This is a genomic window from Colwellia sp. SU-HH01217, assembly GCF_057543495.1.
The window spans coordinates 1-14,768 of sequence record NZ_BAAJLX010000012.1 but is presented as its reverse complement, the minus strand read 5'-3'; the positions used below and the strand labels follow the sequence as shown (position 1 = coordinate 14,768).

The 14,768-nt window shown below is 39.4% G+C and carries 13 protein-coding genes; 6 read left to right on the top strand and 7 right to left on the bottom strand.

The window, feature by feature from the left end; translation table 11 throughout:
- From AC27G3_RS13785 to AC27G3_RS13755, 7 genes are all read right to left on the bottom strand, one after another.
- On the bottom strand, positions 1-702 hold the full coding sequence (locus AC27G3_RS13785; protein WP_487122476.1) for a CoA transferase subunit A: 702 nt from the start codon (positions 700-702) through the stop codon (positions 1-3).
- A 76-nt stretch (positions 703-778) separates the two neighbouring features.
- On the bottom strand, positions 779-1,696 hold the full coding sequence (locus AC27G3_RS13780; RefSeq protein WP_487122474.1) for a hydroxymethylglutaryl-CoA lyase: 918 nt from the start codon (positions 1,694-1,696) through the stop codon (positions 779-781).
- Positions 1,696-3,738, bottom strand: coding sequence for an acetyl/propionyl/methylcrotonyl-CoA carboxylase subunit alpha (locus AC27G3_RS13775; protein WP_487122679.1), 2,043 nt, complete (start codon positions 3,736-3,738; stop codon positions 1,696-1,698). Before AC27G3_RS13775 ends, AC27G3_RS13780 begins: the two co-directional genes overlap by 1 nt.
- A 43-nt stretch (positions 3,739-3,781) precedes the next feature.
- Positions 3,782-4,603 carry an enoyl-CoA hydratase/isomerase family protein gene (locus AC27G3_RS13770; RefSeq protein ID WP_487122472.1) on the bottom strand — a complete coding sequence of 274 codons (822 nt, stop codon included), beginning with the start codon at positions 4,601-4,603 and terminating at the stop codon, positions 3,782-3,784.
- 8 nt (positions 4,604-4,611) lie between these two features.
- Positions 4,612-6,219 carry a carboxyl transferase domain-containing protein gene (locus tag AC27G3_RS13765; RefSeq protein ID WP_487122471.1) on the bottom strand — a complete coding sequence of 536 codons (1,608 nt, stop codon included), beginning with the start codon at positions 6,217-6,219 and terminating at the stop codon, positions 4,612-4,614.
- A 168-nt stretch (positions 6,220-6,387) separates the two neighbouring features.
- A complete protein-coding gene (locus tag AC27G3_RS13760) occupies positions 6,388-7,557 on the bottom strand; it encodes an isovaleryl-CoA dehydrogenase (RefSeq protein ID WP_487122469.1) in 1,170 nt (389 codons plus the stop codon).
- 135 nt (positions 7,558-7,692) lie between these two features.
- Positions 7,693-8,094, bottom strand: a complete 402-nt coding sequence (locus tag AC27G3_RS13755; RefSeq protein WP_487122467.1) for a MerR family transcriptional regulator — start codon at positions 8,092-8,094, stop codon at positions 7,693-7,695.
- A 310-nt stretch (positions 8,095-8,404) separates the two neighbouring features.
- Here AC27G3_RS13755 and AC27G3_RS13750 point away from each other — a divergent pair, with 310 nt between their 5' ends.
- From AC27G3_RS13750 to AC27G3_RS13725, 6 genes are all read left to right on the top strand, one after another.
- The gene (locus AC27G3_RS13750; RefSeq protein WP_487122465.1) at positions 8,405-9,589 is read left to right on the top strand and encodes an acetyl-CoA C-acyltransferase; all 1,185 of its coding nucleotides are present in this window, start codon (positions 8,405-8,407) and stop codon (positions 9,587-9,589) included.
- Positions 9,590-9,628: 39 nt separating this feature from the next.
- A complete protein-coding gene (locus AC27G3_RS13745) occupies positions 9,629-10,786 on the top strand; it encodes an acyl-CoA dehydrogenase family protein (protein WP_487122463.1) in 1,158 nt (385 codons plus the stop codon).
- Between the two features lie 62 nt (positions 10,787-10,848).
- Positions 10,849-11,658, top strand: coding sequence for an enoyl-CoA hydratase (locus tag AC27G3_RS13740; protein WP_487122461.1), 810 nt, complete (start codon positions 10,849-10,851; stop codon positions 11,656-11,658).
- 59 nt (positions 11,659-11,717) lie between these two features.
- Positions 11,718-12,842, top strand: coding sequence for an enoyl-CoA hydratase/isomerase family protein (locus tag AC27G3_RS13735; protein ID WP_487122459.1), 1,125 nt, complete (start codon positions 11,718-11,720; stop codon positions 12,840-12,842).
- 39 nt (positions 12,843-12,881) lie between these two features.
- Positions 12,882-13,772, top strand: a complete 891-nt coding sequence (gene mmsB / locus AC27G3_RS13730) for a 3-hydroxyisobutyrate dehydrogenase (protein WP_487122457.1) — start codon at positions 12,882-12,884, stop codon at positions 13,770-13,772.
- An 11-nt stretch (positions 13,773-13,783) separates the two neighbouring features.
- Positions 13,784-14,545, top strand: a complete 762-nt coding sequence (locus AC27G3_RS13725) for an SDR family oxidoreductase (protein WP_487122455.1) — start codon at positions 13,784-13,786, stop codon at positions 14,543-14,545.
- The last annotated feature ends 223 nt before the right edge of the window (positions 14,546-14,768 follow it).

Below are 14,768 nucleotides of genomic sequence, written 5' to 3'. Positions count from 1 at the left end.
CTAAGCTTGGCGAACAGTACGTTGTTCGATTCGTTTTTCAAATGAGCCTAAGATAAGGCGATTAACATAAATACCAGGGGTATGTATCTGGTCTGGATCTAGCTCACCAGGTTCTACAATTTCTTCCACTTCAACAACGGTAATTTTACCTGCTGTTGCGGCTAATGGGTTAAAGTTACGCGCGGTTTTTCTAAAAACAAGATTACCGTATCTGTCAGCTTTCCAAGCTTTAACAATGGCAAAATCACCTGTTATTGAAGGCTCTAAAATATAATGTCGACCGTCAAACTCTCTTTCTTCTTTCCCTTGAGCGACAGGAGTTCCATAACCCGTAGCAGTATAAAAAGCAGGAATTCCAGCACCGCCAGCACGCATTTTTTCCGCTAATGTACCTTGGGGCGTTAATTCAACTTCTAACTCTCCTGCCATCATTTGGCGTTCGAATTCTGCATTTTCGCCAACATAAGAAGCGATAATTTTTTTTATTTGGCGATCCGGTAATAAAATACCTAAACCAAAATCATCAACACCACAGTTATTAGATACCAAAGTTAATCCTTTAGTACCTTTTCTTTTTATCTCGTTGATTAAGTTTTCTGGGATACCGCAAAGACCGAAACCACCAGCAATAACTGTCATATTGTCAGTTAATCCTGCCATGGCTTCTTCATAGCTTGACACTACTTTGTCAAAACCTGCCATTTGAAACTCCTTTCTATTTGTTAGTTACTATTAATTTAGCCACATTAATTTTTCATTAAGTGCGCAATAGAGTGTATTAACACTGTGCACGGTAAGCATTTGATACTTTGGACACAGGCGATTTTTCTAATTTGTCACTGATAAACCAACCTGCTTTGAGCAGCTTGTCAAAATTAATTCCGGTCTCAATACCTAAGCCGTTAAGCATATAAACTACGTCTTCTGTTGCAACATTACCAGAAGCCCCTTTAGCATAAGGGCAGCCGCCAAGTCCCGCAATAGCACTATCGACCACCATTACACCCATTTGCATAGCGGCGTAAATGTTTGCTAACGCTTGACCATAAGTATCATGAAAGTGAACAGCTAACTTAGCCATCGGCACACGTGCACTTACCGCCTGTAACATCTTTTGTACGCTAGCAGGCGTACCTACACCTATAGTGTCGCCTAGGGATATTTCATAGCAGCCCATTTTGAAAAGCTGTTCAGCAACTTTTGCTACTTTCTCTGGTTCAATAAAGCCATCATATGGACAACCAACCACACAAGATACATACCCTCTTACGGGGATGCCTGCCGCTTGTGCAGCCTGCATAATAGGTTCGAATCGGTTCAGGCTTTCTTCAATTGAGCAGTTGATATTTTTCTGGCTAAAGGCTTCTGAGGCAGCACCAAATATAGCAACTTCATCAGCATTCACTGCTAATGCCCCTTCAAAACCTTTCATATTTGGTGTTAAAGCTGCGTATGTTACTCCGCTCTTTTTATTTATTCCTTGAAAGACTTCTGATGATGTTGCCATTTGTGGCACCCATTTAGGGGAAACAAAGCTACCACTTTCAATGTAGTTCACCCCAGCAGCTGATAATTGGTTAATTAGTTCTATTTTATCTTCAGCGGAGACCGGCTTTTTTTCATTTTGCAAGCCATCTCGAGGACCTACCTCAACAATTTTTACTGAAGTGGGAAGAGAGTATTGTAGTGTTGTCATTATTGGTTTTCCTCACAAACGAATGACAACAGTGCGGCACCACCATCAACCATTTCACCTTCTGCAAAGTAAACAGCTTCAATTACTCCGTGTTCTGGTGCACGAATTGTGTATTCCATTTTCATTGCTTCCATGATAACTAAAGGTTGATCTTTCTCGACTTTATCACCTGCATTAATCAAAACGCTGACCATGGTACCGTTCATAGGTGCAATCAGCCCACCGTGTGCATCATCAGCAGAACTATCGCCGCAATCAGGCAGAACTTGGGTGAAATTAAATACGCCATTTTGTCCATTTCTGTTGCAATACAAGCTCAGATGATTATTGAAATAAGCAATAGTAGCTTGGCTTCTATACCCATCGATAGTAGCTGTTAATACATCACCATTTAAACTACCTTGGCAATGAAGGGGGAGATTATCTGTAGTGCTATTATTAATAGTTATTAAAAAGTAAGTACTAGCCCCCTGACGCTTTTGCTCGACTTCGATATGATATTCAACGTCATTAAAAGAGAGAGTTAACTGCTGAGTATGTGCATCATTTAAACGCCAAGCATTGGTACTATTCCAAGGAGAGTAGGGGTCATTACTATTAGCGGCGCTACTTTGGGCTATATTTTCTTGGGATAATATTAAATATAAAGCTGCCATTGGCAGTTCATTCGTTAATATTGGATCATTTGTGTGAAAAATTAGATCATTATGTTTTTCAATAAAGCCAGTATCTATATCAGCTTCAACAAAAGGTTTACAAGTTGCTAGGTTGTAGAGAAATTCGATATTAGTGGTAACACCGTTAATTCGATATTCACTTAATGCTTTAGCCAACCGTTGAAGTGCTTTTTCACGGTTTTCGTCCCAAACGATTAGCTTTGCTATCATGGGATCGTAAAACACACTCACATCATCACCTTGACGAACACCTGTATCGATACGGACATTGTCACTTTCTATAGGAGTTTGTAAAAACTCTAAGTTGCCAGTGGCTGGTAAAAAGTCATTGTTTGGATCTTCCGCATATATTCTTGCTTCAAACGCGTGGCCTTTGATTTTTAACTGGTTTTGAGTTTTAGGTAAATTTTCTCCTGCGGCCACTCTTAATTGCCATTCAACAAGATCTTGCCCACTGATCATTTCTGTTACGGGATGTTCGACTTGCAAACGAGTATTCATCTCCATGAAATAGAATGAACCGTCGACATCAAGCAAAAACTCAACGGTACCAGCACCTTGGTAGCCAATTGCTTGTGCAGACTGAATGGCTGATTCACCCATTTTAGCGCGTAGTGTTTCACTCATACTAAACGCTGGCGCTTCTTCGATAACTTTTTGATGGCGACGTTGAACAGAGCAGTCGCGCTCGAATAAATAAACAGCGTGTCCATGGTTATCACAAAACACTTGGATTTCTACATGACGAGGTTGCGTTAAATACTTTTCAACCAACATACGATCATCACCAAAAGATGAATTAGCTTCACGCTTAGCTGCAGAAAATCCTTCAGAAAACTCATCAGCGCTCCACACTTGACGCATGCCTTTGCCACCACCACCAGCTGTAGCTTTAAGCAAAACGGGGTAACCCATATCATCCGCAGCTTTTTTCAAAACAGATTCTGATTGATCATCTCCATGATAGCCAGGAACTAAAGGTACATTGGCAGCCTCCATAATATTTTTTGCTGCGGACTTTGAACCCATCGCTTCAATTGCACCAACAGGAGGACCAATAAAGGTAATATTTTCTTGGCTACATTGCCTGCAAAAATCTGCATTTTCAGATAAAAAACCATAACCAGGATGAATTGCTTGGGCTCCTGTCATTTTTGCAGCGTTGATTACTTTATCTACGAGAAGATAGCTTTCACGTGAAGGTGATGGACCTAAATAAACCGCTTCGTCAGCCATTTGAACATGTAAAGAATCAGCATCGGCGTCAGAATATACGGCAACAGTTAAAATACCCATTTTTTGAGCTGTTTTAATTATGCGACAAGCAATTTCACCGCGATTTGCGATTAAAATTTTAGTGAACATTTTACTGGTGTTAGTAAAACCTGTGGTGTTGTTAGTATTCATGTTAGCTATCCTTGGTTATTTGCCAAGCGGGTGAGCGTTTATCAAAGAAAGCAGTTAAGCCTTCTTGACCTTCAGTTGATACGCGTAAGTGAGCAATACGTTCGCTGGTGTCTTGTAAAAGTGTGTCGCTAAAAGGTTGAAATGCGACGTCTAATGCTAGTTTTTTTGCCGCTCTTATTGCTTGAGGACCATTTAAAAGTAAAGTTGAGACCATTTTGTCAACTTCAGCATTAAGTTTTTCGAGCGCGACTACTTCATCGACTAATCCTATTTGTTGCGCTTTATCTGCAAAAAATCGCTCTGCTGTAATAAAATACCGTCTGGCTGCTTTTAAACCGATAGCATTGACTACATACGGTCCTATAGTTGCTGGAATTAAGCCAAGCTTTACTTCACTTAAACAAAAGCTAGCTTTACTTACGGCGATCACAATGTCACAGCAACTGGCTAAACCGACGGCTCCACCAAATGCAGCACCTTGTATTTTAGCTATTGTGGGTTGAGGCAAAAAGTTTAACGCTTTGAGCATATTTGCTAAAGCCGTTGCATCTTTTAAGTTATCATCTAAAGAATAATTTGCCATGCGCTTCATCCACGCGAGATCTGCACCTGCAGAAAAGCTTTTCCCATTAGAAGCAAGCACCATTAATTTTATGTCTTCACGAGCGGCGATGTCTGTAAATATCACCGTTAATGCTTCAATAATTTTATCGTCAAAAGCGTTATGTTTATCTGGATTATTTAAGGTAACAGTGGCAACACCTTGAGAATTTACCTCAAATAACACCATTTCATTTTTCGTTGTATTGGTAATCATAGTCATAACGGAGCCTACATTCTAAAAATGCCAAATTTGGTATCTTCAATGGATTTATTTAAAGACGCTGAAATTGATAAACCCAACACTTGTCGAGTTTCACTTGGGTCAATAATTCCATCATCCCAAAGGCGTGCCGAGGCATAATAAGGATGACCTTGATGTTCGTAGTTATCCATGATTGGTTGCTTAAAAGAGTATTCATCAGCTTCAGACCAGGTTTCACCATTTCGCTCTTTTTTGTCTCGAGTCACTTGTGCCATAACGCCAGCTGCTTGCTCTCCTCCCATTACTGAAATTCGAGCATTGGGCCACATGAATAAAAATCGGGGATCATAAGCTCGGCCACACATTCCATAGTTACCAGCGCCAAAACTACCGCCAATTAATACGGTGAACTTTGGCACTTGTGCAGTAGCAACTGCGGTAACCATTTTTGCTCCATGTTTGGCAATACCACCAGACTCATATTGTTGACCCACCATAAACCCTGTGATGTTTTGTAGGAAAACCAAAGGAATTTTACGTTGTGCACAGAGCTCAATAAAGTGTGCACCTTTTTGCGCAGATTCACCAAATAGCACACCGTTATTTGCAACAATACCAACAGGATAGCCATAAATACGAGCAAAACCGCAGACAAGTGTTGTTCCGTATAAGGATTTAAATTCATCAAACTCGCTGCCATCAACAATGCGCGCAATGACTTCTCTAACATCGTAAGGCTGGCGCGGATCTTTAGGAATTACACCGTAAATTTCATTGCTATCATAGGCTGGTTCATTAATTGGTTTAATGTCAAGCTGTACAGGTTTTACTCTATTTAAATTGGTAACTGCGCTTCGAGCAAGTGATAAAGCGTGATTGTCATTTTGTGCGTAATGATCGGTGACGCCAGAGGTACGACAGTGCACATCAGCACCACCTAAATCTTCGGCACTGACGACTTCTCCTGTGGCTGCTTTTACTAAAGGAGGCCCTGCTAAAAATATAGTGCCTTGTTCTTTAACTATAATAGATTCATCAGCCATGGCAGGCACATAAGCCCCTCCTGCGGTACATGAGCCCATCACAACTGCTATTTGAGGAATATTTTGCGCAGACATATTTGCTTGATTGAAAAATATACGGCCAAAATGTTCTTTATCGGGGAAAACTTCATCTTGGTTAGGTAAGTTCGCACCGCCAGAATCAACAAGGTATATGCAAGGTAAATTATTTTCCTGTGCAATGGTTTGCGCGCGTAGGTGTTTTTTAACTGTTAAAGGGTAATAAGTGCCGCCTTTTACGGTAGCATCATTTGCAACAATAACGCACTCTTGACCACCAACGCGGCCAATGCCAGTAATGACACCTGCAGAAGGGACGTTGTCTTTGTAAACATTAAAAGCGGCAAATTGTGATAACTCTAAAAATGGAGAGCCTGCGTCAAGTAAAGCTAGTACACGATCTCTGGGTAATAATTTACCTCTTGCTAAATGACGTTGGCGACTTCCTTCTCCGCCACCGAGCTTGATTTGATCAAGTTTTTCTTTCAAATCATTAACCTGATGCTGCATGTGCGCTGAGTTATCGATAAAGTCTTGACTGCGTGTATTTATCTTAGAGTTGATTTTAGCCACGGTATTTACCTTTGTATCTGTCGTTATAGATTGAGAGAGTAGTTATAAATTTTCAACACCTTAGTTGCTTGAATTCTCCTACTTAATACTGAAACTAGCAGAGGAAGGAGCAAAGAGGTGTTAAAAATTATTTAACTTTATCGTCAAATTTTATTGTTTAGCTTCTCTTTATTTAGATTCAGCAAACAATTCTCGGCCAATTAGCATACGGCGTATTTCTGATGTTCCTGCGCCAATTTCATATAATTTCGCATCACGTAATAAACGACCAGCAGGAAATTCATTTATGTAGCCGTTGCCACCTAATAGTTGAATCGTATCAAGCGCCATTTTTGTCGCGAGCTCGGCTGCGTATAAAATAACAGCAGCAGAGTCTTTTCGTGTGGTTTCTCCGCGATCACAGGCTTGTGCAACCATATAGGCATATGACTTAGCAGCGTTCATTTGTGCGTACATATCGGCAACTTTACCTTGAACTAATTGAAATTCGCCAATCGATTGACCAAATTGTTTGCGATCATGAATATAAGGCACAACTAAATCCATACAGGCATCCATAATGCCCAAAGAGCCGCCAGATAGAACAACGCGCTCATAATCTAAACCGCTCATTAATACACGAACGCCTTTGCCTTCTTCACCTAAAACATTAGCTGCTGGTACTTCACAGTCTTGAAAAACAAGTTCGCAGGTATTCGAGCCCCTCATGCCTAGCTTGTCTAGTTTTTGGTGGCGAGAAAATCCAGGGAAGTCACGCTCTACGATAAACGCGGTAATACCTTTTGAGCCAGCATTAACGTCAGTTTTTGCGTAAATTACATAAACATTGGCATCTGGGCCATTGGTTATCCACATTTTATTGCCATTTAAAATATATTTATCACCAACTTTTTTAGCTGATAGTTTCATGCTGACCACGTCAGAGCCCGCGTTAGGTTCACTCATGGCTAATGCACCTATATGTTCGCCTGTACAAAGCTTAGGTAAGTATTTGAGTTTTTGTTCATGCGAAGCATTTTTGTTTAATTGGTTTAGACATAAGTTTGACATTGCGCCGTAACTTAACCCGACTGATGCTGACGCTCGACTAATTTCTTGCATAGCCACAATGTGTTCAATATAACCTAAGCCAGAGCCACCGTATTGCTCGTCAACAGTCATGCCGAGTAATCCCATGTCACCAAATTTACGCCATAAATCATTTGGGAATTCGTTATCAATGTCTATTTGAGCAGCACGAGGTGCGATTTCATCACGAGAAAAAGCATTAACTTGATCACGGATCATCTCTACCGTTTCACCTAAATTAAAATTCAATGAAGAAAATGTTGAAATCATGGGGGTATCCTTTATAGAGTTTTAGACTACTAAGACAAGGATAACGCACGATATTTTGTGTCGATATCACAGCTTTTTGTCTTTTAAATTTTTTATGTTTTTTAATGATTAATTATTTGTTTGTCTGTGCTGTTTTTACAAAGATTTATCTTCGATAGAAGCAAGTGTTTTAATACAATTATTTTCTAAGTCGTTTAATTCTATTAATACGGCTTGAATATCTTCAAGTTGTTGGTTGAGATCTGATTTTTTCTGTGCAATGAGATTCATTATGGTTTCTAATTGCGTTGCACTACTTTTGTCAGCATCATAAAGCTCGAATAATCGACCAGTTTCAGCGAGTGAAAAGCCTAATCGTTTTCCTCGTAGAATTAACTTTAGTCTAACTCTGTCTCTTTGGTTATAAATTCTTGTTTGCCCTTTGCGCGTAGGGGCAATTAAGTTTTGATCTTCATAGAAGCGAATGCTTCGTGTGGTAATATCAAACTCTTTGGCAAGATCGCCAATTGAAAAGGTGTTTTGGGTAACTTTTTTCATCAGTAGCTCAGGACATATTATACTGCTCGATACCATACATGAAGTTTACGTAAACGTAAAGTTTGACTTTTAATGAACTATCAATCTTATTATTCGGCTGTAAGCAATTTTAAGTTTAGCTAAAGTCAACACCCTGCTATACGACACCTAGCCTGTTTTCTATAACAAACTATCACCATAGTGCACAATTATACTTACAGTCAGTTCCCTTTATCTTAGTTTATTCTTTTGCTTTACGTTGGCGTAAACGTCATATTGAGTTAATCTGTACAACATATTATTTACGGTATGTTAATTTTTGGAGAATGTTATGTCTGCTTCAGACCCTATTGTTATTGTTTCTGCTGTAAGAACACCTATGGGTGGTTTTATGGGCTCTTTATCTGCGGTTACTTCACCGACTCTTGGTGCAACAGCGATACGAGCTGCGGTACATCAAGCAAAAATTGAGAATGATCACATAGACGAAGTGATTATGGGCTGTGTTTTACCTGCGGGATTAAAACAAGCTCCAGCAAGACAAGCTGCACTTGAAGCTGATTTAGCATTATCAACGGTTTGTACTACTATCAATAAAGTGTGCGGTTCAGGTATGAAAGCCGCAATGCAAGCACATGATGCATTGTTTGCCGGTACGATTGATATTGCTGTTGCTGGTGGGATGGAAAGTATGAGTAACGCACCTTATATTCTACCAAAGGCAAGAAGTGGAATGCGTATGGGACATGGTCAAGTCATTGATCATATGATGCTAGACGGTCTTGAAAATGCTTATGATGGTATATCTATGGGCTGTTTTGCTCAAGATACGGCAGATGAGACAGGTTTCACACGTGAAGACATGGATGCTTTCGCTATTCGTTCTTTAGAACGTGCTAATTTAGCGATTAAATCAGGGGCTTTTAACGATGAAGTTACGCCGGTAACTATTAATAGCCGTCGTGGTGATTTAGTCGTTGAGTTTGATGAGCAACCTGGCAATGCACGTCCTGAAAAAATCCCAACTTTGCGCGCCGCATTTAAAAAAGACGGTACGATCACTGCAGCAAACTCTAGTTCAATCTCTGATGGTGCTGCTGCATTGGTAATGATGAAGCTTTCTGAAGCACAAAAGCGTGGTTTAACACCTCTTTGTAAAATTGTTAGTCATGCTACGCATGCCCAAGCACCAGCAGAGTTTACAGTAGCACCTGTTGGTGCAATGACTAAAGTTTTAGATAAAGCAGGCTGGAATGCTGATGATGTTGACTTATTTGAAATAAATGAAGCGTTTGCAATGGTCACAATGCTTGCTGTTAAGCATATGGCACTAGATATTAATAAAGTTAATATTCATGGTGGAGCTTGTGCTTTAGGTCACCCGTTAGGAGCAAGTGGTGCACGTATTATGGTGACTTTAATTCATGCACTTAAAAACAAAGGCTTATCGAAAGGTGTGGCTTCTTTATGTATTGGTGGTGGAGAAGCAACGGCAATAGCTGTTGAAATGTTATAAGCCATTTTATCGTAATGTAATAACTGTAAAGGATATTAAGTGAACTTTAATTTAACTGAAGATCAGCAAATGTTTGCTGATACGGCCAAACAATTTGCTGATGCTGAGTTTTCTCCTTTAGCGAGTAAGTGGGATCAAGACCATATTTTTCCAAAAGACGTGATTGCTAAAGCAGGTGAATTAGGATTTTGTGGATTGTACTCTCCTGAAGATGTCGGTGGTTTAGCGCTGAGTCGGCTAGACTCCTCTATTATTTTTGAGCAACTCTCTATGGGCTGTACAGCTACAACGGCCATGATGACAATACATAATATGGCTACATGGATGATTGCTACATGGGGCACGCAAACGATTAAAGATACTTGGTGTCCCTCTTTGGTTACAGGAGAAAAGCTCGCTTCATACTGCTTAACCGAACCAGGAGCTGGTTCAGATGCAGCATCATTAACAACATCAGCGAAAAAAATAGGCGATCATTACCTTGTTAATGGATCCAAGGTTTTTATTTCTGGCGCTGGAGATACTCAAGTACTTGTTGTAATGGTCCGTACTGGTGAGTTAGGCGCTAAAGGTATTTCTTCGTTAGTTATCCCAGCAAATCTAGAAGGTATAATTTATGGCAAAGCAGAAGAGAAATTAGGCTGGAATGCTCAACCTACTCGTCAAATTACTTTCGATAACGTAAAAGTGCCAGTGGAAAATTTATTAGGTAATGAAGGGGAAGGTTTTTCGATTGCAATGAAAGGGTTAGACGGAGGACGTATCAATATTGCAACTTGCTCAATTGGTACTGCACAACAAGCCTTGAATACTGCAATGGAGTATATGAAAGAACGAGAACAATTTGGTAAGCCCATTGCCGCTTTTCAAGGATTGCAATTTAAATTAGCAGATATGGCTACTGAACTCGTTGCTGCTCGTCAACTTGTTAGATTGGCTGCATTTAAACTAGATAATGATGATCCAGAAAAAACGGCTTACTGTGCGATGGCAAAACGTTTTGCTACTGATATTGGGTTTCAAGTGTGTGATGCTGCACTACAAATCCATGGAGGGTATGGTTACATAAAAGAATACCCATTAGAGCGTCACTTTAGAGATGTTCGAGTTCATCAAATTCTTGAAGGCACTAATGAGATTATGCGCCTTATTATTGCCAGAAGATTACTTACTGAAGGCAGTGGTCAACTTTTATAAGTTCACTATGAAAATAATGTATCAGTAAGACAAAGTTTTAACACAGTTTTTAGGAACAAATCATGTCACAAGATTCTCAACTGTCAGCGTACACTAATTATCAAGGCTTACTTGTTGAAGTCATTGAACATACCGCGATAATAACTTTTAACAATCCGCCTGCTCATACATGGACGCACTTAAGTTTAAGTAGCTTGCGCGATTTAGTTATCAAACTCAATGACGATAAATATATCTATGCAATCGTACTTACAGGCAGTGGCGATAAGTTTTTCTCTGCGGGAGCCGATTTAAACGTCTTTTCAAGTGGAGATAAAAAAGTAGCTACTGATATGGCTAATATTTTCGGTCAGGCCTTTGAAACATTATCTAACTATAGAGGAGTTTCAATTGCAGCAATAAATGGATACTCAATGGGAGGCGGACTTGAAGTGGCACTTGCATGTGATATTCGAATTGCCGAAGAGCATGCTGTTATGGCACTTCCTGAAACAAGTGTTGGTTTATTACCTTGTGCCGGCGGAACCCAGAACTTAGCACTATTAGTAGGAGAGGGCTGGACGAAACGAATGATTTTATGTGGTGAGCGAATTGATAGCGAACTCGCACTTAAAATTGGTTTAGTGGAAGAGGTTGTAGCAAGGGGCAAAGGGAAAGAGTTAGGCGTACTGCTAGCAAGTAAAGTGGCTAAACAAAGCCCTGTTGCAGTTGCAACTTGTAAGGAGTTAATTCAAAAAAATAGAAGCATGCCTATTGCTGATGCACTACCTTTTGAGAGACAAGCTTTTGTCGATTTGTTTGATACACAAGATCAACGTGAAGGTGTGCAGGCATTTTTAGAAAAACGACAACCTGTTTGGTCGAATAAGTAACTGTTTTTGTCGCCAGTTATAAACAACTTCGTAAATACAAAAGAATTAGAGGAATTATCATGTCAAATGTCGTTATTTTTGAAGAAATAATGTGTGACAACACAAAGAAAATGGGTATTGCCACATTAAATTCAGAGCGTTCATTAAACGCTCTAAGTGGCGAAATGGTTGATGCTTTATACCCTAAATTACTCGAATGGCATAAAGATAGTGAAATTTCAGTAGTTATATTGCAAGGGGCAGGCGATAAAGCTTTTTGTGCAGGTGGTGATATTGTTCATTTATATAATGAAATGCAAAATAATGTTGGTGAATTTGCTCCTGCCATAGAAGAGTATTTCACGAAAGAATACAAACTAGATTTCCTCATTCATACATTCAATAAACCTTTTATTGTCTGGGGTAATGGAATAGTAATGGGAGGAGGCCTAGGCATGATGGTTGGCGCAAGCCATAGAGTTGTCACAGAAACCTCTCGAATAGCAATGCCGGAAATAAGTATTGGCCTTTACCCTGATGTTGGAGGAACGTGGTTTTTAAATCGGATGCCTGATAATTGTGGTTTATTTTTAGGGTTAACTGGTGCTTCTATTAATGCTTCAGATGCTAAGTACACTGGACTTGCTGACTTCTTCATTTTAAATGATAAAAAATGTATGTTAATCGATTCACTTAAAGCCATAAATTGGGGAGATACTATTGCCCTTAATCACGACAAGTTATCTACTGTGATGAAAGATTTGGAAGTGCGATCAAATGCGAGCTTACCTGTCTCTTATATCAGAGCGCAGAAGTCGCTCATTGATAAGGTGACTAATTTCGATAACATCAACGATATAGTAAAAGCTATTGTGACGGTTGATGTTGATGATAAATGGTTTAATAAGGCACAAAAATCTTTAAAACACGGTAGCGCATTAAGTGGTCATATAGTTTACCGTCAGTTACAACAAGGCAAAACATTGAGTTTAGCTGATTGCTTTAAACTCGAACTGAGCCTTTCAGTCAAAGCAGGGCAATATGGTGAATTTGTTGAAGGGGTAAGAGCCTTATTGATCGATAAAGACTATTCACCTCAATGGAAGTATCAATCAGTTGCAGATGTTGAAACAAAGGTTATTGACTGGTTTTTTGAATCAAAATGGCAGGAAAGTGAACATCCACTGCTTGAATTAAGTCTATAACAGCATTCATCATCACCGTTTATTCATTTGGAGAGTACTATGGCAAAAGTTGCCTTTATCGGATTAGGAAATATGGGTGGCCCAATGGCCATCAATTTAGTTAAAGCGGGTCATCAAGTGTGTGTATTTGATTTATCCGCTCAAGCTGTTGAGCAAGTTGTTGCTCAGGGCGCAACAACACAGTCACTTGCAAGTAACTGCGTTAAAGACGCTGAATTTGTAATTTCAATGTTACCAGCAGGGAAACATGTAGAGTCAGTTTATCTTGGCGAAAATGGTTTAATTAATCATATTAATAAAGGTGCGTTAGTAATTGATTCATCTACTATAGATTCAGCAACATCAATTAAAGTTGGGCAAGCGTTATTAACTGCTGGGATTAATTTTATTGATGCGCCTGTTTCTGGAGGCGTTGGTGGCGCAACAGCTGGTACATTGAGTTTTATGGTAGGTGGAAGTGATGTCGATTTTACTAACGCTAAAGTTGTACTTGATAACATGGGAAAAAATATTTTCCATGCAGGACATCATGGTGCCGGGCAAGTGGCAAAGGTATGTAACAACATGTTGTTATCGGTATTAATGATTGGTACCTCTGAAGCGTTACAATTAGGGATGAGTAACGGATTAGATCCAGCAGTACTATCAAATATAATGAGCAAAAGCTCAGGCAGTAATTGGACTTTAGATGTTTATAACCCTTGTCCTGAGGTAATGGAAAATGTACCTTCCTCAAATAATTACCAAGGTGGGTTTATGGTCGATTTAATGGCAAAAGATTTAGGATTAGCAATGGATACAGCAGTTAGTAGTCAATCATCTACGCCTATGGGCGCACTAGCTAGAAGCTTGTACGCTATGCATGCAGCATCAGGTAATGGCACAAAAGATTTTTCCAGTATCTTTACACTTTTTAATCAGAATAAATAAGTAGAACTGTTATGAATATACAAGATAAAACAATTGTAATCACAGGTGGTGGTCAAGGACTAGGTCGGGCAATGGCTATTGCTCTTGCCAAAAATGGTGCGAAGCTCGCTTTGATTGATTTAAATGAAGAGCAATTGAATGAAACAGTTGCATTAGTTGAACATGCAGGCTCTACGGCTAAATACTATTTAGCGAATGTGACTAATGAAGAAGAGGTTGAACAAACATTTAACCAAATTAATAAAGATTTTAATGGTTTAGATGGTTTAATTAATAATGCTGGTATTTTACGTGATGGTATGTTGGTGAAAGCTATAGATGGCGTAGTGAGTAAAAAAATGCCTTTGTCACAATTTCAAAGTGTTATCGATGTTAATTTGACGGGAGTTTTTCTTTGTGGTCGAGAAGCTGCGGTGCATATGATTAATCAGAATCGTAAAGGTGTCATTATTAACATGTCCTCTATTGCTAGAGGTGGAAATATGGGGCAAACGAATTATGCGGCATCAAAGGCAGGTGTAGTAGCTATGACAGTTACTTGGGCTAGAGAGCTGGGACGTCATGGAATTCGAGTTGGCGCGATTGCTCCTGGTGTTATTCGCACAGCAATGACTGATGCGATGAAACCAGAAATGCGAGATCGCTTAGAAAAAATGAAACCTGTTGGCCGTTTAGGTGAAGCTGACGAAATTGCCCATACTGTTCAATATATTTTAGAAAATGAATTCTTTACAGGTCGTGTAATAGAAATAGATGGCGGCCTGTGTATGTAGCTGTAAGTTGCATTAAATTAAAAAAGGCGAGTTTAAATCGTCTTTTTTGGTTGTTTAGTTCAATTAACGCTCACTTTGTACTAATTTCGAACGCTTAAACAATTATTTCAAATTAATGACAAAAAAGGGTTGACGAAAAATCAAAACTGTCTAGAATGCGCATCCAGTTCCAAGGGGCAACCCAAACGAACGTTTAGAACAGTTAACTCCTCTTTATAAGAGT

Excerpts from the sequence above, each read along its gene's own strand:
- AC27G3_RS13740 (WP_487122461.1), top strand. The coding sequence starts at position 10,849 with ATGTCACAAGATTCTCAACTGTCAGCGTACACTAATTATCAAGGCTTA.
- AC27G3_RS13775 (WP_487122679.1), bottom strand. The coding sequence starts at position 3,738 with ATGTTCACTAAAATTTTAATCGCAAATCGCGGTGAAATTGCTTGTCGC.
- AC27G3_RS13750 (WP_487122465.1), top strand. The coding sequence starts at position 8,405 with ATGTCTGCTTCAGACCCTATTGTTATTGTTTCTGCTGTAAGAACACCT.
- AC27G3_RS13725 (WP_487122455.1), top strand. The coding sequence starts at position 13,784 with ATGAATATACAAGATAAAACAATTGTAATCACAGGTGGTGGTCAAGGA.
- AC27G3_RS13785 (WP_487122476.1), bottom strand. The coding sequence starts at position 702 with ATGGCAGGTTTTGACAAAGTAGTGTCAAGCTATGAAGAAGCCATGGCA.
- mmsB (WP_487122457.1), top strand. The coding sequence starts at position 12,882 with ATGGCAAAAGTTGCCTTTATCGGATTAGGAAATATGGGTGGCCCAATG.
- AC27G3_RS13755 (WP_487122467.1), bottom strand. The coding sequence starts at position 8,094 with ATGAAAAAAGTTACCCAAAACACCTTTTCAATTGGCGATCTTGCCAAA.
- AC27G3_RS13780 (WP_487122474.1), bottom strand. The coding sequence starts at position 1,696 with ATGACAACACTACAATACTCTCTTCCCACTTCAGTAAAAATTGTTGAG.
- AC27G3_RS13770 (WP_487122472.1), bottom strand. The coding sequence starts at position 4,603 with ATGACTATGATTACCAATACAACGAAAAATGAAATGGTGTTATTTGAG.
- AC27G3_RS13735 (WP_487122459.1), top strand. The coding sequence starts at position 11,718 with ATGTCAAATGTCGTTATTTTTGAAGAAATAATGTGTGACAACACAAAG.
- AC27G3_RS13760 (WP_487122469.1), bottom strand. The coding sequence starts at position 7,557 with ATGATTTCAACATTTTCTTCATTGAATTTTAATTTAGGTGAAACGGTA.